This is a genomic window from Plantibacter lichenum, from assembly GCF_050587525.1.
Taxonomy (GTDB): Bacteria; Actinomycetota; Actinomycetes; order Actinomycetales; family Microbacteriaceae; genus Plantibacter.
Genome location: NZ_JBOBFT010000004.1, coordinates 140,752 through 161,813, shown reverse-complemented (window position 1 = coordinate 161,813; position 21,062 = coordinate 140,752). Strand labels below are relative to the sequence as shown.

At 68.5% G+C, this 21,062-nt stretch carries 20 protein-coding genes and 1 tRNA gene; 13 read left to right on the top strand and 8 right to left on the bottom strand.

The annotated features are described in order from the left end of the window. Nucleotides 1-113 precede the first annotated feature (113 nt). Both ACQ3HB_RS07525 and ACQ3HB_RS07520 read right to left on the bottom strand, forming a co-directional pair. Entirely contained in the window at nt 114-593 is a 480-nt protein-coding gene (locus ACQ3HB_RS07525) for a hypothetical protein (protein ID WP_430919182.1), read from the bottom strand. A 79-nt stretch (nt 594-672) separates the two neighbouring features. Then, entirely contained in the window at nt 673-1,062 is a 390-nt protein-coding gene (locus ACQ3HB_RS07520; protein WP_430919180.1) for a hypothetical protein, read from the bottom strand. 105 nt (nt 1,063-1,167) lie between these two features. On the opposite strand from ACQ3HB_RS07520, the gene ACQ3HB_RS07515 reads away from it, so the two are divergent. The 4 genes from ACQ3HB_RS07515 to ACQ3HB_RS07500 all read left to right on the top strand — a co-directional run bounded on the left by ACQ3HB_RS07515 (nt 1,168) and on the right by ACQ3HB_RS07500 (nt 5,524). Beyond that, nucleotides 1,168-2,589 (top strand): helix-turn-helix transcriptional regulator, encoded by a 1,422-nt coding sequence (locus tag ACQ3HB_RS07515; RefSeq protein ID WP_430919179.1) that lies wholly within the window; start codon nt 1,168-1,170, stop codon nt 2,587-2,589. A gap of 256 nt (nt 2,590-2,845) precedes the next feature. Beyond that, complete coding sequence (locus ACQ3HB_RS07510; RefSeq protein ID WP_430919177.1) at nt 2,846-3,922, top strand: permease prefix domain 1-containing protein; 1,077 nt, start codon at nt 2,846-2,848, stop codon at nt 3,920-3,922. A gap of 70 nt (nt 3,923-3,992) precedes the next feature. Next, on the top strand, nt 3,993-4,889 hold the full coding sequence (locus ACQ3HB_RS07505) for a siderophore-interacting protein (protein ID WP_430919175.1): 897 nt from the start codon (nt 3,993-3,995) through the stop codon (nt 4,887-4,889). Nucleotides 4,890-4,894: 5 nt separating this feature from the next. After that, nucleotides 4,895-5,524: a cysteine hydrolase family protein gene (locus tag ACQ3HB_RS07500; RefSeq protein ID WP_430919173.1), complete on the top strand. Its 630-nt coding sequence runs from the start codon at nt 4,895-4,897 to the stop codon at nt 5,522-5,524. Nucleotides 5,525-5,650: 126 nt separating this feature from the next. On the opposite strand, the gene ACQ3HB_RS07495 is transcribed toward ACQ3HB_RS07500, so the two are convergent. Then, nucleotides 5,651-6,613, bottom strand: a complete 963-nt coding sequence (locus tag ACQ3HB_RS07495) for an NAD(+)/NADH kinase (protein WP_430919171.1) — start codon at nt 6,611-6,613, stop codon at nt 5,651-5,653. A gap of 96 nt (nt 6,614-6,709) precedes the next feature. On the opposite strand from ACQ3HB_RS07495, the gene ACQ3HB_RS07490 reads away from it, so the two are divergent. The 4 genes from ACQ3HB_RS07490 to ACQ3HB_RS07475 all read left to right on the top strand — a co-directional run bounded on the left by ACQ3HB_RS07490 (nt 6,710) and on the right by ACQ3HB_RS07475 (nt 11,557). Next, a complete protein-coding gene (locus tag ACQ3HB_RS07490) occupies nt 6,710-7,468 on the top strand; it encodes an alpha/beta hydrolase (protein WP_430919170.1) in 759 nt (252 codons plus the stop codon). A 111-nt stretch (nt 7,469-7,579) separates the two neighbouring features. Beyond that, complete coding sequence (locus ACQ3HB_RS07485; RefSeq protein WP_430919168.1) at nt 7,580-8,281, top strand: hypothetical protein; 702 nt, start codon at nt 7,580-7,582, stop codon at nt 8,279-8,281. A 1-nt stretch (nt 8,282) separates the two neighbouring features. Next, nucleotides 8,283-8,837 carry a signal peptidase I gene (locus tag ACQ3HB_RS07480; RefSeq protein WP_430919167.1) on the top strand — a complete coding sequence of 185 codons (555 nt, stop codon included), beginning with the start codon at nt 8,283-8,285 and terminating at the stop codon, nt 8,835-8,837. Beyond that, the gene (locus ACQ3HB_RS07475) at nt 8,834-11,557 is read left to right on the top strand and encodes an RCC1 domain-containing protein (protein ID WP_430919165.1); all 2,724 of its coding nucleotides are present in this window, start codon (nt 8,834-8,836) and stop codon (nt 11,555-11,557) included. Before ACQ3HB_RS07480 ends, ACQ3HB_RS07475 begins: the two co-directional genes overlap by 4 nt. Nucleotides 11,558-11,572: 15 nt before the next feature. Here the strand turns inward: ACQ3HB_RS07475 and ACQ3HB_RS07470 are convergent, their stop codons facing one another. Beyond that, the gene (locus tag ACQ3HB_RS07470) at nt 11,573-12,034 is read right to left on the bottom strand and encodes a DUF3817 domain-containing protein (RefSeq protein WP_430919164.1); all 462 of its coding nucleotides are present in this window, start codon (nt 12,032-12,034) and stop codon (nt 11,573-11,575) included. Between the two features lie 75 nt (nt 12,035-12,109). Then, a complete protein-coding gene (locus tag ACQ3HB_RS07465) occupies nt 12,110-12,550 on the bottom strand; it encodes a BP74-related protein (RefSeq protein WP_430919162.1) in 441 nt (146 codons plus the stop codon). 163 nt (nt 12,551-12,713) lie between these two features. Here ACQ3HB_RS07465 and ACQ3HB_RS07460 point away from each other — a divergent pair, with 163 nt between their 5' ends. The 3 genes from ACQ3HB_RS07460 (at nt 12,714) to ACQ3HB_RS07450 (ending at nt 16,161) form a co-directional block, all read left to right on the top strand. Then, nucleotides 12,714-13,964, top strand: a complete 1,251-nt coding sequence (locus tag ACQ3HB_RS07460) for a MalY/PatB family protein (protein WP_430919160.1) — start codon at nt 12,714-12,716, stop codon at nt 13,962-13,964. Between the two features lie 173 nt (nt 13,965-14,137). After that, the gene (locus ACQ3HB_RS07455) at nt 14,138-15,172 is read left to right on the top strand and encodes an LLM class flavin-dependent oxidoreductase (RefSeq protein ID WP_430919158.1); all 1,035 of its coding nucleotides are present in this window, start codon (nt 14,138-14,140) and stop codon (nt 15,170-15,172) included. A gap of 179 nt (nt 15,173-15,351) precedes the next feature. After that, the gene (locus ACQ3HB_RS07450) at nt 15,352-16,161 is read left to right on the top strand and encodes an SDR family oxidoreductase (RefSeq protein ID WP_430919156.1); all 810 of its coding nucleotides are present in this window, start codon (nt 15,352-15,354) and stop codon (nt 16,159-16,161) included. A 49-nt stretch (nt 16,162-16,210) separates the two neighbouring features. Here the strand turns inward: ACQ3HB_RS07450 and ACQ3HB_RS07445 are convergent, their stop codons facing one another. Both ACQ3HB_RS07445 and ACQ3HB_RS07440 read right to left on the bottom strand, forming a co-directional pair. Continuing rightward, nucleotides 16,211-16,498 carry a hypothetical protein gene (locus tag ACQ3HB_RS07445; protein WP_430919154.1) on the bottom strand — a complete coding sequence of 96 codons (288 nt, stop codon included), beginning with the start codon at nt 16,496-16,498 and terminating at the stop codon, nt 16,211-16,213. 543 nt (nt 16,499-17,041) lie between these two features. Further along, nucleotides 17,042-17,124, bottom strand: a tRNA-Leu gene (locus ACQ3HB_RS07440). A gap of 35 nt (nt 17,125-17,159) precedes the next feature. Here ACQ3HB_RS07440 and ACQ3HB_RS07435 point away from each other — a divergent pair. Next, complete coding sequence (locus ACQ3HB_RS07435; RefSeq protein WP_430919153.1) at nt 17,160-17,768, top strand: ANTAR domain-containing response regulator; 609 nt, start codon at nt 17,160-17,162, stop codon at nt 17,766-17,768. Nucleotides 17,769-17,899: 131 nt separating this feature from the next. Here the strand turns inward: ACQ3HB_RS07435 and ACQ3HB_RS07430 are convergent, their stop codons facing one another. After that, nucleotides 17,900-18,337: a hotdog fold thioesterase gene (locus ACQ3HB_RS07430; RefSeq protein WP_430919151.1), complete on the bottom strand. Its 438-nt coding sequence runs from the start codon at nt 18,335-18,337 to the stop codon at nt 17,900-17,902. 55 nt (nt 18,338-18,392) lie between these two features. On the opposite strand from ACQ3HB_RS07430, the gene polA reads away from it, so the two are divergent. Further along, the gene (polA, locus tag ACQ3HB_RS07425) at nt 18,393-21,056 is read left to right on the top strand and encodes a DNA polymerase I (RefSeq protein ID WP_430919149.1); all 2,664 of its coding nucleotides are present in this window, start codon (nt 18,393-18,395) and stop codon (nt 21,054-21,056) included. Nucleotides 21,057-21,062 lie beyond the last annotated feature (6 nt).

Genomic DNA, 21,062 nt, shown 5'->3' with positions numbered 1-21,062 from the left:
GCCGTGACGTACGGGGGTTCCTCACGCCTCCGGAGGGAGCGCCTCGTGGTGCCTCGCGCCGTGGGTTCGGCGGTCCTCCTCGTTCCTGGACCTGCCGTGACGCCCGGGGTTCCTCACGCCTCCGGAGGGAGCGCCTCGTGGTGCTTCGCGCCGTGGGTTCGGCGGTCCTCCTTCATCTCCGCTTCGAAGAGGTGTCGACGCCCGCCCACGAGCTCGTCACGGGCGGTGCGCTCAACAGCCTTGAACGCGTCGTAGTAGCCGTCGTCGTAGTCCTCGACGATCTGGAACGTCCACCGTCCCTCGATGACGTTCCGCCCGACGAGGTCGTGATCGATCCGATCGGCGAGCTCGCCGTGCCCGGCGTCCCGAAGGAGCCCCGCCGCCTCGCCCAGGGCCAAGTCCGCCGAACCGGTCAGGCGGTGGAAGGCGTAGAGCGCACCGCGCGCGTGCTCGACCGTCTCCAATGCCTCGGAGAGCTTTCCGAGCGCCTCGACCGTCGCGTCATCGACTCCTGCCGGGCGGCGGTGCGCTTCGTCCGGGCCGGTCGCGCGTGCACGATGCGGGTGTTCTGGGGGCGTCGATGCTGAGCTCATGCACAGCAGTCTCGCCGTCCCCGTACCAGCGCGGCTAGGGGTTGCATCCCGGCCTGGTCGCTGTGTGACGAGCGCTCGCTCAGCGACCGTTCGTCGTGAGGATCGCGATGATGCCGACGGCGGCGATCGCGACGAGCGGACCGAAGGAGAGGAGTCGCCTCGTCATGACCCACGTGGGATTCTCCGGCGGAGCCGCCGTGATCTGCGCGACGGGGGACTTCCCGTCGGTCGCGGCGACGGTCTCGCCGTTCTCCAAGTGGAGGACCCGAGAGCCGGTCCATCCCGCGCCGTCGAATTCGACCTGGGTGTCGTCGTCGTCGGGGTGCGGGTACCAGCCGGCGGCCTCGGTGAGGACGGGCTTGTTCCGTTCGAAACGGAGGACTCGCGACTCGCCCCATTCGGTGCCGTCGAAGCGGAGCTCCTTCGTGGGGTCGTCCGGGTGCGGATACCAGCCAGCCATCGTTCCCATCCCTCCAGTATGCCAGCGTCAGGCTGACGATTCGTCCATATACGGCCCGCGCGGTCGGCGTCGATCTTCGACCCGCTGAGGTGTGCGACCGACTACCATGACGACGTGGGCGGCGAGCAGCGGGACCACGGGCCGATGGAGGTCCGACGGGCGGGATCGATCATCGACGCTGCCCGGGCGGCGATTCGGCTCGCGGCGGAGGACAATCCGCGAGAGGTCGACAAGGCCCTCGGCCTGCTCGACGAGGCGGACGAGATCGCGAAGTCGCTCGATGCCGGAGCCGAGTTCCGAGCCGATCGTGACGCGCTTCTGGAACAGACGTGTCGAGTCCGCCTGTCGCTCTTCGGCCTCGTCCGGGGCGACGCGCAGGCCGCGCAGCGTGCGATCACCGCGCTCGTCGCATCGCTCGCCACGCCGAATCCCGTGCTCGAGACGGAGCTCCGTGCCGAACAGTTCGCCCTCGCCGGCGAGCACGGCCGAGCGTTCCCGTTGCTGCGCGACCTGGCGCTCGAGGTCCGTCCGGGCACCTGGATGGAGTCGGACGCCGCGTACCTGGGGATCCTCGGACTGCGGGGCGAGCGCTCCGAGGCCCTCGCCGTGTTCCGCCGAGCGGCGCGCGCACGACTCGCGCAACGGCGCATCGCGGTCGACTCGCTCATCGAGCTCGGAGCCGCCGTCGTCACGACGGAACTGCTGTCCGGTCGACCGACGCGTGCCGCGCTCCTCGTCACGAGCGGAAGCGCCCTCCTTCGCGCCACCCCCGCGCCCCTCGAACGCCGGGTGGGTGCACTGTCCTTCGCCTCCGGGATGATCGATGTCGCATCGGGCCGGTGGAGCGGGGCGACGGACCGTTTCGAACACGCCATCGCCTCGATGCCGACCGGCGACGTCCTCGACGGGCACGCGCAGGCGTCCGCGTACCTCTCGTATTCCGCGAGCGTCCAGGGCGATGCATCGGCCGCCTCCGTGCTGCGAGAACGGGCGATCGGATCCCTCGGGGCGGGCAACCGGACGTACGCCGGGTACACGAGATACCTCTGCGCACTGTCCGCGCTGTGGTCGAAGCTCGACGACGTGGCTGCAGAGGACGCCGCGGACCTCCGGGCCGAAGCGGAACGCGAGGACCTCCCGCTCCTCGAGGTCTACGCCATCCACCTGCTCTCGATGTCCGGGGAGTCGACGCCGTCGCTCGCCCGCCGTGCCGCTGATCTGGTCGATCGGTGCGACGCTCCCGTCGCGGAGCCGCTGCTCTACCAGATCGAGTCCGGCCGGAACGCGCCGAGCACACGAGCCCTCAGCCGTCATGGCTTGTGGATACCGGCCCACGGAGCCTCCCTCGCCGACCTGAGCACCCGTGAACGCGAGATCGCGTTCCTGGCGGCGCTCGGCTTCTCGACCGCGGAGATCGCGACCCGACTGTACATCTCCGGACGGACCGTCGACACGCACCTCGGCAAGGTCTTCACGAAGACCGGCACGCGCAGTCGCGAAGAGCTCGCCAAACTGCTCCACGACGTCGAGTACTGAACGCTCTCGCGCTGGGTCGTGCTCGCCGGATGCACTCGGACGATTGGCCAGACCGGGTGACACGCAGTACCGTCGGAACGGTGATCGATGCCGACACGCTCGTCACGGTGTTCACGCCGATGTTCGCGGCGTGCCGTCCCTCGCACGCCTCATCGCCAGCTCCACCACCCATCAGTTGTTCCACCCATCCGTGACACCACACGGTCCCAGGACTGCGACGCCCTGAAGACGGCCTGCTCACCCTGAAGGACGCACCATGAACACCACGCCACTCGCCCCGCCGGCGCCGGACGAGCGCTGGGCGCGCGAGCCCGCGACTCGGTATGAACCCTCGATGACCGAACGGTACGTGCAGGACGTCATCCGTCGGCTGCCCGCACGGCAGCGGAGCACGGTCGACACCGAGCTCCGGGGCGGGATCGCGGAAGCGGTCGAAGCGCTCACCGACGCCGGAACATCGCCGGCCTCGGCGGAGCGGCAGGTCCTCACGGAGCTCGGCGATCCGGCACGCCTGGCCGCCTCTTACACCGATCGACCGTTGCACCTCATCGGATCCGAGCTCTACCGCGACTACCTCCGACTCGTGACCATCCTCCTGTCCACGGTCCCGCCGCTCCTGTTCGTCCTGCTCGCCGGCATCCGGATCCTGACCGGGAGCGGAGTGGGCGCAGCGCTCGGCGCCGGCTTCTGGACGGTCCTGGTCGTCGGCATGCACATACTCTTCTGGACCACGGCGGTGTACGCCCTCATCGAGCGCATCACCCCGCGCCGATGGTCCAGCCGGCGGCGGTGGACCCCTGACGCGCTCCAGGACGGTCCCGGGAAACCGATCGACTTCACCGTGCTCGTGTGGGGAGCCGCCGTCACCATCTTCCTCGCTGGGCTCCTCGTCCTGTCGCAGACCGTCAGCCCCGTCGTCGACGCCACGGGACGCCCGATCGGTGCGCTCGCTCCAGACCTCTGGTCCTCCGGCGTGCTCCTCGTCATCGTCTGCATCGCCGTCGTCCGCATCGGCTTCGACCTCCTGGCGTACTACGCCGGATGGGGTCTCCCTCAGGCACTCGCCAACACCGCCCTGGCTGTGCTCTTCGTCGGTCCGATCGTGTTCGTCGCAGCTCAGGGCGCACTCCTGAACCCGGCGTTCTTCGATGCGATCGGATGGCCGGGAGGCGCGGCTCCCGGTGGCGGTCTCACGGTCACCATCCTCGTCGTCGTCATCGTGCTGAGCGTCGCTGACGTCGTCGTTGGCTTCGTCCGGGCGTTCGCCCGCATCCCGGGAGTCGAGCGTCCGCGAGTGGACGCCGATGGGACCATCCCGCCTGTCGCAAGATAGCCGTCCGCCTCTCGCAAGATGACCGTTTCTGACCATCTCCGGCTCTGACGGGGTGACAATGGTTGCACCCATGAATGCGAACCAGACTCCAGACCAGGTCCCCACAGGCGCAGCACCAGCAGCAGTTCGAACACCAGCACCGGTTCCCGCACGGCCGCCCAGGCCGCAGACGATCCTCGAGGTGCAGCAGAGCACCTGGCTCACTCCGCACCTCGTGCGGTTGACCCTCGGCGGCGACGGGTTCGCCGACTTCCGACGGAACGACGCGACCGACGCGTACGTCAAGATCTTCTTCGCGAAGCCGGAACTCGGTCTCGAACCGCCGTACGACGTCCTCGCGCTCCGCGAGACGCTGAGCCCGGAAGACCTCCCGGTGACCCGCACGTACACGGTTCGTCGGGTGGACGAGACGGCGCGAACGGTCGACATCGATTTCGTCGTCCACGGCGACGAAGGACTCGCCGGCCCCTGGGCTGCTGTCGCGAAGCCGGGCGACCGCGTCGTGTTCGCCGGTCCAGGCGGCGCCTACCGGCCGGACCCGGAAGCGGACTGGCACCTGTTCGCCGGCGACGAATCCGCGATCCCCGCCATCGCAGCCGCCTTCGAAGCGCTCCCCGCCGACGCCGTCGGCCTCGCCTTCATCGAGATCGGCGGGAAGGACGACGTCCTCGAACTCCCGGCTCCATCAGGCGTCCAGGTCATCTGGGTCGGCCGTGGAGAACGCGGGGAGGGGACGCCGTCGCTCCTCGCCTCGGCCGTGACCTCGTACCCGTGGCCGACCGGTCGGGTCCAGGTCTTCGCGCACGGTGAGCGGGAATCGATGAAAGCGCTCCGCGACGTCTTCCTCGGTCAGCGTGGCCTCGATCGCAAACAGCTCTCGCTCTCCGGCTACTGGGCTGCCGGCCGGACCGAGGACCGGTTCCAGGCCGAGAAGCGGGAACCCATCGGCGTCGTCCTTCCGGCGTGATGACCATGAGCACACCGAAACGCGCGCTCGTCGTCATCGACGTCCAGTACGAGTACGTCACCGGGGCGCTCCCCATCCAGTACCCGCCGCTCGACGTCAGTCTGCCGAACATCGCCTCCGCGATGGATGCGGCCACGGCCGAAGGCGTCCCGATCGTCGTCGTGCGCCAGACCGCGCCGGAGGACGCGCCGATCTTCGCTCGCGGCAGCATCGGCGGCGGACTCCTGGAGCAGGTCGCGGAGCGTCCGTGGGACCACTTCATCGAGAAGTCGCTGCCGTCGGCGTTCACCGGGACGGATCTGGCCGAGTGGCTCGCGGAGCGGAGTGTGGACACGATCTCGATTGTCGGCTACATGACGCAGAACTGCGATCAGTCGACGGCCGTCGACGGCCTTCACCGCGGGTTGCAGGTGGAGTTCCTGTCCGACGCGACGGGCACGCTCAACCTCGAGAACGAGGCCGGTCGGGTCACGGCGGAGGAGCTTCACCGCTCCGTGCTCGTGACGATGCAATCGCGGTTCGCGGCGGTGACGGAGACGGCGGACTGGATCGACGCGGTGCGCGACGGTTCCGGACTCGCGCGATCGAACATCGCTGCCAGCGCCGGAGTGGTCAGACGCCGCTCAGCGATGTAGCGGGCGTCGGGGCTGCAGGCCGGGAGCCGCCGCCGGGGAGCTGTGCTCAGTGGGACGGGTCGGCGCTCAGTGGGACGGGTCGGCGCTCAGTGGGACGGGTCGGCGCTCAGTGGGACGGGTCGGCGCTCAGTGGGACGGGTCGGCGGACTTCGCGCGGGCCCGCCGAACCCGCGACGGGCGCTCGACCTGGGCGCGGATGTCCGGCGGGACGAGCTCGAGCAGCTGGTCGCGACGGAGGGGCAGGTCGAGCAGGCTCAGCTTCAGTCTGCCCTTCCGCGAGTGGCGGCTCGGGTCGAGGCGGACGACGTTCGCCGCATCCTTGACGAGTCGTACCGTCAGGATCGCTCCACTGCCGACGTCGGCGAGGACCCGGCCGTCGATCTCGACGGCGGCGGACTTCGTCGCCGACCCGATCGTGAACTGGAGACGTTCCGCCGGTCCGAGGATGATGGAGCGGTCGATGCCGGACATGGGGGCGACCGGCGTCACGACCGTCGCGGTGACGGCGGGGGAGAGCACGGGGCCGCCGGCGGCGTAGTTGTACGCGGTGGAGCCGGTCGGGGTGGCGATGACGATGGCGTCGGCCTTGAAGTAGCCGTACGCGGTCCCGTCGACGGCGAGATCGGCGAGGACGACGCCGGTGCCTGGGCGCCGAGCGATCGACACGTCGTTGAACGCGAGCAGGTGGTTGACCGATCCCTCGCTCGAGATCGTGACCTCGAGGCCGTGGTGCGGCTCGATCGAGAAGTCCTTCGCCTGTACCCGCTCGAGCGCCTTCGGAAGGCCGGCCGGTTCCACCTCGACGAGGAAGCCGACGTTGCCGTAGTTGACCCCGAGCACGGGAGCGGATCGTCCGGCGAGCGTACGCATCGCGCCGAGCATTGTCCCGTCGCCGCCCATCGCGACCGCCACGTCCACCTGCGCCGCGAAATCGTCCTCGGCGAGAAGCTCGACGTCGTCGCCGAGCCGCCCGGCTTCGGTCTCGAGGCCGACGAGCCTGGCGCCGTTCTCCCGCTGCCAGGCGCGCAGGATGCGCACCGAGTCGTCGATGTTCTTGGTGGGGTGGGTGATGAGTCCGATGGTGGTCACCGGTGAAGCCTACTGGCCGACCCTGACACCCGCCTCTGATGCCGCCCGACGGCCCGCGAGGGGCCGCGAATGGGGAGAACCGGGCAGAATGGTGGGATGGCGAAGACACACGGGAACCGCAGGGAAGTCGTCCGGACCACCGGATTCGTCGCGCTCGTCGCATTCGTGGTCGTGATCATCTGCTTCGTCGTGTGGACGCAGGCCGTGATGCAGGGCACGCGCGCAGCGGCTCTCGCGGTCTGGGAGAACGACGCGGTCCAGATCACGGAGGTCGACGGGTCCATCGTGATGACCCCGACGGACGCTGCGGCGGAACCTGCCTCAGGCGACGGCCTCGTCTTCATCCCCGGCGCCAAAGTCGATCCATACGCCTACCTCGCTGTGCTCGCCGGAGCGGTCGAGGACGACGGGCTCACGGTCGTCATCACGAAGCCCACCCTCAATCTGGCCTTCTTCGACACGCGTCCGCTCTCCGCGTTCACCGCGGCAGCTCCCGGCGTCGACCGCTGGTACGTCGGCGGCCACTCGCTCGGCGGCGTCCGCGCCTGCCAGCTGGCGGACGATCCCGCCGTCTCCGGACTCGTGCTGTTCGGCAGCTACTGCGCCAACGACCTCTCGGGAACGGACCTCGCCGTTCTGAGCCTCTCCGGCAGCGATGACGGACTCAGCACTCCCGAGAAGATCGCCGACGCGCGCCACCTCCTGCCGTCGGACACGACGTTCGTGGAGATCGACGGGGCCAATCACGCGAGCTTCGGCGACTACGGAGTGCAGCCGGGCGACGGCACCGCGACGATCGACCACGCGAAGGCGCACCGCGAGATCACCCGGGCGCTCAGCACGTTCCTGCGGTAGGGACCGCAGTGGTGGTGGTGCTCCATGTCGTATCCCTCAAAAGGGGGACATCGGCCGCGGATTTTCGCTAGGATCGGGGCGTCCACTTCGACTGCACATGTTGGGAAAGCAATGCCAGAGCAGCACCCCTCCAGGTCCGACCGATCCCGGCGCGCGCTCGGGGATCGAGTCAAGGCGCTCCTCGCGGGCGGGGCGATCCTCGCGGCTGGAGCGGCGGTGACGCTCGCTGCTTGGACGACCGGTGCTTCCGTCGCGACGCCCCAACTGAGCGCGGGCGAGTTCGGCGTCGAGCTCTCCGTCGACGCTGGCACGACGTGGAAGACGGCCACCGGCACGGGCGCGGGCAACGCGCAGACCCTCAGCTTCACGGGCAGCTCGCAGACGCTGAAACCCGGCATCGACCTGTACTCGACGTTCCTCGTCCGCACGACGGCCGGGTCCTGGGAGGCGAACAGCGTGCTCTCCGCCGCCGGCGTGCTCGACGGCAGCGATCCCGAACTGCTCGACGGCCTCGGCTACCAGCTCTACGAGGTGTCGTCAGCCGCGAAGTGCGCTGCGGGCAGTGCGGAGCTCGCCGCGGACCGCCTCCTCCTCGGGAAGTCTGCGAAGGGCACCGTGAGCGACGCCGCTCCCACCGTCACGGCCGGTCGAGAGGTCGTCCTCGCGCGTGCTGGCGCCTCGACCCCCGGAGACGTCTCGACCGTGTGCCTCAAGCTCTCGATGGCCGATTCCGCCTACAACAACCGACCCGTGCTCATGAACACCACGGGAGGGTTCGTCTACAACATCGTCGCGAACGAGATCGTCGACTGAGGTGACGTCGGACCCGACCGAGTCGACCGGTGCGCGAAGCCGGAGTGCCGCCCGCGCGCGTCCGGCGTGGCTCCTGACGGCGGCCGCGGTCGTCGGCGCCCTCAGCATCCTCCTGTTCCTCGCGTCGCTGCTCTTCGGGGTGCGCGTGTACGCCTTCGCGTCCGGATCGATGGAACCGACGATCCCGCGTGGATCGCTCGGACTCACGCTCGAGCGGTCGGTCGACCTCGTCGAGCCCGGTGACGTCGTGACCGTCGTCCGAGCGGATCAACTCCCCGTCACCCACCGCATCGTGGACATCGAACGCGGCGATGCCGGTGCGCCCGCGACGCTCACACTGCAGGGCGACGCGAACCCGGATCCCGATGCGACGCTGTACTCCGCGACGGCGGTGCAGGTGCTCGTCGGAAGCGTTCCCGGACTCGGCTACGTCGTCGGCGCCGCTCTCGGGCAACCATGGCTCATCGGGACGCTCACGATCCTGCTCGCCGCGGGGGTCACCTGGTATTGGTGGCCTGGATCCGGACGACGCCGTGCCGGAGCACCCCCGGCATGAAGCATCGCCTCGCCGTCCTCGTCGCCGTCACGAGCGTGCTCGCGCTCGCGACCGGCGGCGGTGCGGCGTGGGCGGGCTGGTCCGCGGGTGGGACGGTCGCGGACTCCGGCGTGACGACGGGGACGTTCAGCCCCGAGTCGAAACAGGCCGGTGGTGCCTGGACGCCCTGGGAGCAGCTCCCCGACGCGTGGGGCGCCGGGACGCAGCTGCCCGTCGTGGACGACGCATCCGTTGTACCTGGGGCGACCGTCTTCACCGAGCTCGAACTGCGCAATCGGGGGAGTCTCGACGGATCCGCATCGATCGGCGCGGCGGCCGTGCAGTGGGCTGCCGCATCGGAACTGACCGTCGTCCAGGTCGCCGCGGGTGTCAGGCACGCCCTCATCCTGACGGCCGACGGCACCGTGTACGCGTTCGGTTCTGGGGCGGACGGCCAGCTCGGCACCGGCCTGTTCTCGGGGTCGAGCGTGCCCGTGCAGGTGCGTGCCGGAGCGCAGCCCGGTGGTTCGATGCTGTCGGGCATCGCGCAGATCGCCGCCGGCGACAACACCTCGCTCGCGGTCACGACCGATGGAGCCGTGTACGCGTGGGGCTCCGGGTACTGGGGCAGCCTCGGCGACGGCACGAGCGGTGATGGACGACGGCAGTCGGTTCCTGTTCGCGTCGGCGGCGGGGAGCAGGGCGCCGGGCCGCTTTCGGGGATCGCCGAGGTGTCGATCGACACCTGGCGGGGCACGGTGCTCGCCCGGACGACCGATGGCGCGGTGTACGGCTGGGGCTCCGGCAACTCCGTCCTCAACGAGGCCAGGACCGCTGCACCGAAACGACTCCTGGCGGGTGACCAGGGCGGCGCCTATCTCACCGGGATCCGCAAGGTGAGCGTCGACACCGGCTTCGCGATCGCGCTCACCGCCGACGGGTACGCGCTCGTGTGGGGCAACCACGACGGCAACAACGGCGAGATGGGCAACGGGACGATCGGCTCCACCGCAGGCTCCTCGTCGAGCGTCCCGAAGTGGGTGCCGGGCGGCGCGCAGGGCGGTCAGTGGTTGCAGGGGCTCGTCGACGTGTCCGCGGGGGCGTACCTCTCGGTCGTCGACGGTTCGGGCCGTGCCTACGTGTGGGGCGGCGGCAAGGTCTGGGCGGAGGCGGTCGTCGTCCCTCCCGTCCGCATGGTCCGCACGGGTCAGAGTTCCCCGGCCCTGTTCACCACGACCGACGGCAGGCTCTTCGCCGCCGGCGCGGCCCCGCAGACCGGGGCGGGAGGCGCCTCCGTCTCCGCGTCCGTCACCGCTCCCGTGCAGGTGTCTGCCGGGATGCAGGGGTCGGGAGGGCTCACCGGCGTCCGCCAGGCCTCGGGCGGTTCCGGCTTCGGGCTCGCCGTGACCGACGACGGCGCCGTCTACTCGTGGGGTGCGAACGCCCTGGGGCAGCTCGGGGTCGGCGGACGGGTCGAGCAGCTCATCGGCGAGGGGCGCATCTCCCGGGACGCGACGACCTCGAACGTCACCCTGACCACGACCATGAACGTCCAACGATCAGCCGATGCGAGTGCCGGCCTCGCCGTCCGCGACGACGGCGCGAACCGCCTCCAGGCCACGTTCCGAGCGATCGACGACGGCCGCATCGACCTCGTCGCGACCGTCGGCGGGGTCGATCGCGTCCTGTATTCGAGCGTCGGCGAGGTGGGCGCGGAGGTGGTCGGGCTCTCGCTCACCGCGATCGGCTCGACCGTCACCCTGCTCCGCGACGGCGCCAAGATCTTCGAAGGGACGTTGACCGATGCCGAACGGGCGGCGCTCACGTCGACCCGCGTGTCGCTCCTCGTGAACGGTGCGTCCGTCTCGCAGACCGGCATCACCGCCCCCGCCGTCTGGCCGACGCTCGGCGAGTGGAGCGAGCGCGGCATGGGTGGTGGCGAGGCGTACGGTGGCGCGTTCACGCAGATCCGCTTCACCTTCAACACCGGTCGGGACATCCCAGGCAGCGACTACCGGAAGCCCGTGCTGACGTGGTCGAACGCGAACGGAGCGCATCGGCTCGAGATCCCGATCTCGAGCTGGACGCCGTCAGGCGGCGCGAGCGTCGAGGGGGCTGGAACCGCGGGGGAAGTGGGCCATCTGCCGGTTCCCGGGGCGCAGTTGCTCTCCCCGCTCATCCAGGTCGATGCGCCGACGACGTGGACGCTCACCTTCGAGACCGCGATGACGGCCGATTCGCCGAAGGACGCCCTCTACACCGGCTTCAACGGCGGGAGCAGCTACTTCGGTCCGGACGGGCTCGGGGTGCCGAACAACGCGAACTGGCTTGGCAACGGCTACGCGGCTCCGGTTCCGACCGAGCGCGTCATCCTGGCCGAAGGATGGGAGGACCTGCGGAACTGGACGACCGACCATGGCGCGACACGGGTGACGACCTCTGATTCCTCCGGTGGCGTCCTCGGCGACCAGTTCTCGCCGGTCCGGGTCAGGCGTGCACCGGTGCTGCTCTACTCGGCGTACCTCAACCCGCCGACGTGCAGTGCGACGGGCGTTTCCGCCGCGACGCGCATCGTCGACCGGTGGGACATCCGAATCGCTCCGGGCAAGGTCGTCGGGCTCGATGCGGGCGCCGACGGCGGCCAACGACTCTGCCTGCAGCTGAGCACCGACCTCGCCGGTGTCCTGGGCGTCACGTGGCCGTTGACGGCCGAGATCACGAAGGAGCGTTCCGGTCCCTGAACGTGTCGAAGGGTGTTACGCCTTCGGAACCGGAGGCCCGACGACGAGCAGCACCGTGAACACGACGACGACACCGACGACGAAGATCGCACCGAACGCGACGGGGTGGCGGAGCAGCCACCGCAGCAGTCGATCGAACCAACGCGCATCCCTCGGGTCGTCGGTCGTCTCGCGGCGCCAGGGGCCGTCGAGCTTCCCGCGTCGGTCCGCCCAGACGTCGAACGGGATCGTCGCGTACGGGACCACGGCGCTCACGACGCCCACCGCGATCGTTCCGAACCTCCACCGCTGATTCACTCCGACCACGACGACGGACGCCGCGTAGACGAGGAAGACGAACCCGTGGATGGACCCACCGATGCGGACGCCCAGGTCACCGGCCTGGACCATGTACTTGAGGATCAGTCCGATGATCAGGAGGGTCCAGGTGATCGCCTCGGCGATCGCGACGGCACGGAAGAACAAGCGGGGTGACACAGTGGTACTCCAGATGATCGGCGGTCCACCCATGGTCGCAAAGATCGGGGAGAGCCGCGAATCGTGCGCGCCTGCTCACCCCGGCATCGACCGCAATTCGACCACTTTCGCGCTCCACGGGCAGTAGTACTCGGAGGTGACGGTTCCGTCCTCGACGTATCGGGGGAGTCCGTCGCACACTTCGATCGCGACGTCGGCGAACTCGAGCGTCTTCGGATCAATGTGCCATGTCCATGGCGCGTTGACGCCACCGTCGCCCGGTTCGACCTTGCCGACCGGGATGCGACCCTCCTCGGAACCGTTCATGAGTTCGACGGCGTGGCCGACCTGTTCGTCGGTCGTCAGCTCGATCGAGTACGTGCCCTGCCCCGCGACCTCGAAGGTGACGACGGCCGGGGCGGTCGGGATGGCGCCGGTGCGGTCGGGGGTGCAGCCGGCGAGTCCCGTCGCCGTGAGCAGGCCGATCAGTGCGGCTGCGGCCGCGAGGCGGGTGCGGCGACTCCGGAACGGCTCCATGGCCCCATGCTGGCACGCTGCGGGGGTCGCCGGAAGGGCCGGTTGCGCGCGTCGTGGCGAGTCGCGCAGTGTTGCGCTGTGCGTCTCCACTCGCGCGAGCTGTCGGGCGTCCGGGTACCGTGGACGGTGGAGCGCCATCGTCCGCTCCGGGAAGGCGTCGACGATGATCGGAACGAACCGGCTGGCCGGAACGAACGGGCTGGCCGGAACGAACGGGCTGAGCCGACCGGCGTCGCTGTGGGACGCATGGGATGCGCTGAGCGCCGATGAGCTCCGCAGGCGGCAGACCCGGAAATGGTCGGTCGATTCACCGGCACGGCCCGATGCGATCGGCGCCTGGGTTGCGGAGATGGACTTCGGGACGGCCCCCGCCGTGCTCGACGCCCTCGACGACGCCGCAGCACGGTTCCGATTCGGGTACGCGCCGCCCAGCATCGTCCGCGACCTCTCCGAGGCGACGGCCGAATGGTACGGCGCGCAGACGGGCTGGGTGATCGACCCGGACGACATCGCCCCGATCGCCGATGTCATCGCAGGCCTGGAACTCGCGATCGAGCACTTCTCGAAGCCCGGGGCACCCGTCATCGTGCCCACGCCTGCGTACATGCCCTTCCTCTTCGTTCCACCGGCTCTCGGCCGCGAGGTCATCGAGGTGCCGATGCTGCGCGACGAGCACGGCGGATTCTCACTCGACCTCGAAGCCATCGATCGGCATCTCGCGGCCGGCGCCGACCTCGTCGTCCTCGCGAACCCCGGCAATCCGACGGGCAAGGTCTACCGTCGAGACGAACTCGTCGCCCTCGGCGAGGTCGTCGATCGTTTCGGCGCTCGTGTCTTCAGTGATGAGATCCACGCCCCGCTCACCCTCTTCGGCTGTCGTCACATCCCGTTCGCGAGCGTCTCCGAGGCCGCTGCCCGTGCAGCCCTCACCTCGATCTCGGCATCGAAGGCCTGGAACGTCGCCGGCCTCAAGTGCGCACAGCTCATCGTGAGCTCCGACACCGACCGCGCCGTCTGGAAAGGGCTGCGTCGCATCGAATCGCACGGTGCGAGTACGACCGGCATCCTCGCCAACACCGCTGCCTACCGATCCGGCGGCGCCTGGCTCTCCGAGGTCACGGCGTACCTGGAGCGGAACATCGCGGCGTTCGACCTGGCACTGGGCGAAACGTTGCCGCTCGCTCGGCGAGCTCCCATCGAAGGCACCTATCTGGCCTGGGTGGACCTCAGCGCCTACGGGGTCGGTGCGGATCCCGCCGCGTTCCTCTTCGATCGGACGGGTGTCCTCACCAACAGCGGACCCACATTCGGTGCGGTCGGCGCCGGGCACGTCAGGCTGAATCTGGCGACGCCGTTGCCGATCCTCCACGAGATCATCGAGCGGTTCGGATCTGCGCTGGAGCCTGTGGGGTAGTTCGGTCCCGGCTCGCCCGGCTGCTCGCAGCGCGCCGCCGGGAATGCGCGGCATCCCAGCAGCGTTCCCGGTACTCATGCAAATGCATACGATTGGGCGTGCTCGCAGTCGCGCGATCGAGAACGGCGTGCTCGCAATCGCGCGAGCAGGAATACGGGAAGCAGGACTGGCAGATGACTCAGGTCGAATTCGGCATCGACACCTTCGGGGACGTGACGGTGGACGCGAACGGAGCGATGCTGTCGCACGCGCAGGTGCTGCGGAACCTCGTCGAGCAGGGCGTGAAGGCGGACGAGGTCGGACTCGACTTCATCGGCATCGGTGAGCACCATCGTGAGGACTTCGCCGTCTCGGCTCCGGAGGTCGTGCTCGCAGCGATCGCCAGTCGGACGGAGCACATCCACCTGGGCTCCGCCGTCACCGTGCTGAGCTCGGATGATCCCGTACGGGTCTTCCAGCGGTTCTCGACCCTCGACGGCATCTCCAACGGTCGCGCCGAGGTCATCCTCGGACGAGGCTCCTTCACCGAGTCGTTCCCGCTCTTCGGACTCGACCTCGCCAGGTACGAGGAACTGTTCGACGAGAAGCTCGACCTCTTCGCCGAGCTGCTCAAGCAGGAGCCCGTCACCTGGTCCGGCAACACCCGCCCGGGGCTGACCGAGCAGTCGGTCTTCCCGCGCGTCGAATCGGGCACTTTGAAGACCTGGGTCGGCGTCGGAGGGAGCCCGGAATCGGTGGTCCGTGCTGCGCGGTACGGGTTCCCGCTCATGCTCGCGGTCATCGGCGGCGGTCCGCTCCGGTTCGCTCCGTTCGTGGACCTCTACCACCGTGCAACGGCTCAGTTCGGGGTGGGGGAGCAGCCCGTCGGGATGCACTCGCCCGGTCACATCGCGGAGACGGACGAGGCCGCTCTCGAGCAGCTGTGGCCGCACTATTCGGTCATGGTCGACCGCATCGGTCGTGAACGTGGATGGGGGCCGATGTCGTACGAGCGGTTTGTCGACGAGTCCGGTCCGGATGGTGCGCTCTTCGTCGGGTCGCCGGAGACGGTCGCTGCGAAGATCGCGACTGCCGTCCGTGGGCTCGGGCTGTCTCGCGTCGATCTCAAGGTCAGCAACGGGACGCTCCCGCACGAGCTCCTCATGCGGAGCATCGAGCTCTACGGAACCGAGGTCGTTCCTCGCGTTCGGAAGCTCCTCGAGGACTGAGCGTCCGGTCCCGGTCACTGAGCCTCCGGCGCCGGTCGCTGAGCCTCCGGCGCCGGTCGCTGAGCCTCCGGCGCCGGTCGCTGAGCCTGTCGAAGTGCTGAACCCGGACCACCGTTAGCAGGCTCAGCGGGATGACACCAGGCCTTGCCGCTCGCACCGGGTGGGCGAAGGGTGGAGGGATGGAGATCAACGACATCACCTTCAGCACAGCCATCGTGACGGGATCGGATTCAGGCATCGGACGGGCGACGGCGATCGCGCTCGCGCAGAAGGGCTTCGACGTCGGAGTGACCTGGCACAGCGATGAAGACGGCGCGAACGAAACCGCGGCCATCGTGCGCGCTCTCGGCCGGAACGCTGTCGTGGCGCAACTCGACACGACCGAACTCGAGCATTGCGGAGCGGTCATCGACGGACTCGCCGACGAGCTCGGGGGAGTCGACGTGTTCGTCAACAACGCAGGCATGGGCGGGCGAACCATGTTCCTCGACCTGTCGCTCGAGGACTGGCGTGAAACGGTGGCCGCCGACCTCGACGGTGCATTCGTGTGCCTGCAACACGCGGCGAAACGGATGGTCGCTGCGGGTCGAGGTGGACGCCTCATCGCCGTCACGAGCGTCCATGAAACGCAACCACGAGTCGGTGCGAGCCCCTACGTCGCCGCGAAACACGGTCTCGGGGGTCTCATCAAGACGATCGCCCTCGAACTCGGTCGTCATGGCATCACGGCGAACGCCGTCGCTCCGGGCGAGATCTCGACGCCCATGAACGATGCCGAGGACGAGAACGCCCTCGAACAGGACCGTCCGGGCATCCCGACCGGTCGACCAGGCGACCCCCGTGAGGTCGCAGCCGTCATCGCGTTCCTCGCATCGGAGGAGTCGTCGTACGTGACGGGTGCGTCCTGGGCGGTCGACGGAGGGATGCTCCAGATGGGGCCGCAGGCCGGATCGCACCTGCTGAGTGATGACTGGCGGACCCAGTTCTGAACGGACGGGTGTTGCGGCACGACCTCTCGTCGTGCCGGCTCGGCCAGGCTCAGTCCGGGTTCTGGATGAACGGACCGGGCTCGTCCGCGGCCGACGACGGGATCGATGCCACGAGCTGGTCCAATGCCGCGTCGTCGAGCTGGATCCCCTGATCGGTCAGGCGATCTCGCAGGGACGCGCGCGCATCCAGTTCGGGGTTGAGCGACACGTCAGCCGACACCTGGGACAGGATGCCCTGCAGGCGATCGTCACTGCTCGCCTCGTGCACGTCCTCCCGGGTTCCGTTCTCGTCGTTGTTCCCAGTCCCAGTGCTCGTGCCAGTGCCGTGATCGGACATCGGTCGTCTCCTTCGTCGGGTCGCCTCGGTGGACCCTGCCTCCGACCGTAGGTGCAGAGGCGGACTTCGCGACAGGCATTGACGCCCGTCCGTCGGCCGGGTAGACCCGCAGGCTCCACCCGCCCGGTACGATTGCAGGACCGCACGAAAGGTGACACCCATGGTCGACGTCCTGCTCTACAGCTTCCTCGGATTCATCTCCATCGTGGGAGGCATCGGACTCATCGCCTCGATGATCGCGCTCGCGAAGTCCGGTTACCACCACTGAGCTGAATTCACGCGCTGAGCTGCACCGCGGCTCTGCACACACGTACTGAGCTGCACCACACCGGGATTCCGTCCCGGATGAACGGGCGCGTCGGATCACATCCGATGCGCCCGTTGTGGTGTGAGCCCCGCGTGACACGCCCGAGTTGCACAGCACGTGTCGATCGTCAGCAGACGACCAGACGTGCAGCGGAGGCCAACCCGGACGACGGCGAAACGTATCGCAGGATTCGGGCGACCGCCGCAAACCCCGCTCATCTCACGGGTTGGTCGAAGTACCGGTGGTGGGACTCGAACCCACACGCCCTCTCAGGCAAAGCATTTTGAGTGCTCCGCGTCTGCCATTCCGCCACACCGGCGCACAACAACCTGCACCAGAGTACCGTAGGATTTGATGGTGACCGAGCAAGAGACCCCAATCGTAGCCCCGCGGCGAGTCGTCGTCGCCGAGGACGAATCCCTCATCCGCCTCGACATCGTCGAGATCCTCCGCGACAACGGATTCGAAGTCGTCGGAGAGGCGGGCGACGGCGAGACGGCTGTCGCGCTTGCCACCGAGCTTCGGCCTGACCTCGTCATCATGGACGTGAAGATGCCTCAGCTCGACGGCATCTCCGCGGCGGAACGCATCGGCAAGGCGCACATCGCTCCTGTTGTGCTCCTCACCGCGTTCAGCCAGAAGGAGCTGGTGGAGCGCGCGAGCGAAGCCGGCGCACTCGCCTACGTCGTGAAGCCGTTCACCCCGAACGATCTGCTCCCCGCCATCGAGATCGCCCTGTCGCGCTACCAGCAGATCATCACGCTGGAAGCCGAAGTCGCCGACATGGTGGAGCGTTTCGAGACCCGCAAGCTCGTCGACCGCGCCAAGGGCCTCCTCAACGAGAAGATGGGCCTCAGCGAACCGGAGGCGTTCCGCTGGATCCAGAAGGCGTCCATGGACCGCCGTCTCACCATGCACGACGTGGCCCAGGCCATCATCGAGCAGCTCAGCGCCAAGAAGTAGCACCGCTCCACACCAGGGCGCACACACTCAGACGTCACGAACGGGCTCTCCCTCGGGAGGGCTCGTTCTGCGTTCGTGATCGACCGTGACGCGTAGCCGGCGAGGCAGACCGGCTCGGTCTGCGAGCAGCGTCAGATCGTGCCGGGGGCGTCCTTGATGAGGTTCGTGATGCGGATGGTCGAACAGCGCCGGCCCTGCTCGTCGGTCACGGCGATCTCGTGGACCGTCAGACTGCGTCCGAGGTGGATGGGCGTGCAGACGCCGGTCACGACGCCGCTCGTCGCGGAGCGCGTGTGGGTCGCGTTGATGTCGATGCCGACTGCGAGACGACCGCGTCCGGCGTACAGGTTCGCGGCCATCGATCCGAGGGACTCGCCGAGGACGACGTACGCACCGCCGTGGAGGAGCATCGCCGGCTGCGTGTTGCCCTCGACGGGCATCGTGGCGACCGAACGTTCGACCGAGAATTCGGTGAACTCGATGCCCATCTTCTCCGCGAGGGCGCCCATTCCGCGGGCTGTGAGGTACTCGAGGGCGTCGGCCCGGTCGTCGGTCGTGTCGTTCGTCATGTCCACCTTCGGATCGGGCCGGTCCCGTGTCGGACGTGGCTTGTAGGCTGGGTCCGTGTCGGATTCAGAAAAGCCTACCCTCCTCGTCATCGACGGCCACTCGCTCGCGTTCCGGGCGTTCTACGCCCTGCCGGTGGACAGTTTCCAGACCAGGGACGGGCAGCACACCAACGCCATCCACGGCTTCATCGCGATGCTCATCAACCTCCTGAAGAACGAGAATCCGACGCACATCGCCGTCGCGTTCGACATCTCCCGCCGGTCGTTCCGTACCCGCGAGTACCCCGAGTACAAGGGGACGCGCGGAGAGACGCCTGCGGAGTTCATGGGGCAGGTGCCGCTCCTCGAAGAGGCGCTCAAGGCCATGAACATCACGACCATCAGCAAAGAGGACTACGAAGCGGACGACATCCTCGCCACGCTCGCGTACCAGGGCTCCCACGAGGGCTTCCGGGTCCTCGTCGTCTCCGGCGACCGCGACACGATCCAGCTCGTGAACGACGACGTCACGCTGCTGTACCCGTCGACGCAGGGCGTGTCCGCACTCACGCGCTACGACCCGGCCAAAGTCTTCGACCGCTACGGCATCCGACCCGAGCAGTACCCGGAGATCGCGGCGCTCGTCGGCGAGACGAGCGACAACCTGCCCGGCATTCCCAAGGTCGGTGAGAAGACGGCGGTGAAGTGGCTGAACCAGTTCGGCAGCCTCGACGCGATCCTCGAGCGTGCGGACGAGATCACCGGCAAGGTCGGCGAGAGCCTTCGCGAGCACAAGGAGAACGCGGTCAGGAACCGCAGACTCAACCGACTCCTGACCGACGTCGAACTCCCGGTCGGCCCCAAGGACCTGACCCGTCTGCCCCTCGACGTCGACGAGGTGACGGCGATCTTCGGCCGACTCGAATTCCGCACGCTCCTCGACCGCGTCTTGAAGCTCGAGGGCAAGGAATCGTCCACGAGCGAACCGGCGGCCACGGCGCAGATCGGCGAGTCGATGCCGGCGCAGAAGGAACTGCTCGACGAGGAGCTGGCGGCCTGGCTGACCCGCACGACCGCTGCGAACCCCGACGGCATCGGTGTGCACATCGAACTCCACGAAGGCCTGCCCGTCTCGTGCGGTCTCGCGACGTCGACGGAGATCGTGACACTCGCCTGGAAGCCGGGCGAAGCGGACTACGAGCCGCTCGAAGCCTGGCTCCGCGGTGATGCCCCGAAGATCATGCACGATGCGAAGCCTCAGGTGAAAGCGGCGGCACGGGCCGGCATCGCGATCGACGGCCTCGCCTATGACACCGTCGTCGCCGGTTGGCTCCTGCGTCCGAGCGGTGGGGACAAGTCCATCGCCGACCTCGTGGCCAGGTACCTCGACGAGACGCTCCCCATCGCCGACCCGAATCAGCTCGTCCCGGACCAGGACCCGGTGTCCGCCGGAGGAACCGCCTGGTACACGCTTCGTGTTGCGGCAGCGACGAGGACGGCCCTCGACCCGGGGTCCCTGAAGGTCCTGCTGGAGATGGAGCTGCCGGTCCTCCGGGTGCTCGCCCACATGGAACTCAACGGCGTCACGGTCGACCACGGGATCCTGAGCGGCCTGTCGGCCGAGCTCGGCACGAAGAGTGCGGAGCTCGCATCGCAGGCGTTCGCAGAGATCGGCCGCGAAGTGAACCTCGGTTCGCCCAAGCAGCTGCAGGAGGTCCTCTTCGACCAGCTGGGCATGCCGAAGACACGAGCCAACAAGACGGGCTACTCCACGGACGCCGGCGCTCTCGCCGACCTGCAGGAGAAGAACCCGCATCCCTTCCTCGGACTGCTCCTCGAGCACCGTGACGCCACGAAGCTCCGTCAGATCGTCGAGACGCTCGACAAGGCGATCACGCCGGACGGACGCATCCACACGACGTACGTGCAGATCGGCACGAGCACGGGTCGCATCTCGTCGACGGACCCGAACCTGCAGAACATCCCGGTCCGCACCGAGGAAGGCCGCCGCATCCGCGCCTCCTTCCAGGCCGGGACCGACTACGAGACGCTGCTCACCGCCGACTATTCGCAGATCGAGATGCGGATCATGGCGCACCTCTCGGGCGATGGAGCGCTCATCGAAGCGTTCAACGCCGGAGAGGACCTCCACCGCTTCGTCGGTGCACGGATCTTCGGCGTGCCGGCAGAAGACGTCACCTCGCTCATGCGCACGAAAGTCAAGGCGATGTCCTACGGCCTCGCGTACGGGCTCAGCGCGTTCGGACTCTCCAAGCAGCTTCGCATCTCGAGCGCCGAGGCGAAGCAGCTCATGTCCGACTACTTCGAGCGCTTCGGAGCGGTCCGCGATTACCTCCGTCACGTCGTCGAGCAGGCGAAGATGGACGGCTACACGGAGACGATCTTCGGTCGCCGTCGTCTCTTCCCCGAGCTCTCGAGCCCCAACCGGCTGGTCCGCGAGAACGCGGAACGAGCAGCGCTCAACGCCCCCATCCAGGGTTCGGCGGCAGACATCATGAAGATCGCCATGATCGGGATCGAACAGGACATGGCCGCAGAAGGCCTGACCTCGCGCATGCTCCTCCAGGTGCACGACGAATTGATCTTCGAGACGGCTGCGGGGGAGTGGGATGCGCTCGAGCGCATCGTGCGTGCCCGGATGTCAGGCGCAGCGGATCTCCGCGTTCCGCTCGACGTCCAGGTGGGCCGCGGACACGACTGGGACTCCGCAGCGCACTGAGCCGTC

What these genes read in the sequence shown, in the direction of transcription:
- ACQ3HB_RS07525 (WP_430919182.1), bottom strand. Translation starts at nt 593, where the DNA reads ATGAGCTCAGCATCGACGCCCCCAGAACACCCGCATCGTGCACGCGCG.
- ACQ3HB_RS07475 (WP_430919165.1), top strand. Translation starts at nt 8,834, where the DNA reads ATGAAGCATCGCCTCGCCGTCCTCGTCGCCGTCACGAGCGTGCTCGCG.
- ACQ3HB_RS07435 (WP_430919153.1), top strand. Translation starts at nt 17,160, where the DNA reads ATGGTGACCGAGCAAGAGACCCCAATCGTAGCCCCGCGGCGAGTCGTC.
- ACQ3HB_RS07460 (WP_430919160.1), top strand. Translation starts at nt 12,714, where the DNA reads ATGATCGGAACGAACCGGCTGGCCGGAACGAACGGGCTGGCCGGAACG.
- ACQ3HB_RS07505 (WP_430919175.1), top strand. Translation starts at nt 3,993, where the DNA reads ATGAATGCGAACCAGACTCCAGACCAGGTCCCCACAGGCGCAGCACCA.
- ACQ3HB_RS07490 (WP_430919170.1), top strand. Translation starts at nt 6,710, where the DNA reads ATGGCGAAGACACACGGGAACCGCAGGGAAGTCGTCCGGACCACCGGA.
- ACQ3HB_RS07445 (WP_430919154.1), bottom strand. Translation starts at nt 16,498, where the DNA reads ATGTCCGATCACGGCACTGGCACGAGCACTGGGACTGGGAACAACGAC.
- ACQ3HB_RS07450 (WP_430919156.1), top strand. Translation starts at nt 15,352, where the DNA reads ATGGAGATCAACGACATCACCTTCAGCACAGCCATCGTGACGGGATCG.
- ACQ3HB_RS07455 (WP_430919158.1), top strand. Translation starts at nt 14,138, where the DNA reads ATGACTCAGGTCGAATTCGGCATCGACACCTTCGGGGACGTGACGGTG.
- ACQ3HB_RS07430 (WP_430919151.1), bottom strand. Translation starts at nt 18,337, where the DNA reads ATGACGAACGACACGACCGACGACCGGGCCGACGCCCTCGAGTACCTC.
- ACQ3HB_RS07465 (WP_430919162.1), bottom strand. Translation starts at nt 12,550, where the DNA reads ATGGAGCCGTTCCGGAGTCGCCGCACCCGCCTCGCGGCCGCAGCCGCA.
- ACQ3HB_RS07485 (WP_430919168.1), top strand. Translation starts at nt 7,580, where the DNA reads ATGCCAGAGCAGCACCCCTCCAGGTCCGACCGATCCCGGCGCGCGCTC.
- ACQ3HB_RS07520 (WP_430919180.1), bottom strand. Translation starts at nt 1,062, where the DNA reads ATGGGAACGATGGCTGGCTGGTATCCGCACCCGGACGACCCCACGAAG.
- ACQ3HB_RS07510 (WP_430919177.1), top strand. Translation starts at nt 2,846, where the DNA reads ATGAACACCACGCCACTCGCCCCGCCGGCGCCGGACGAGCGCTGGGCG.
- ACQ3HB_RS07500 (WP_430919173.1), top strand. Translation starts at nt 4,895, where the DNA reads ATGAGCACACCGAAACGCGCGCTCGTCGTCATCGACGTCCAGTACGAG.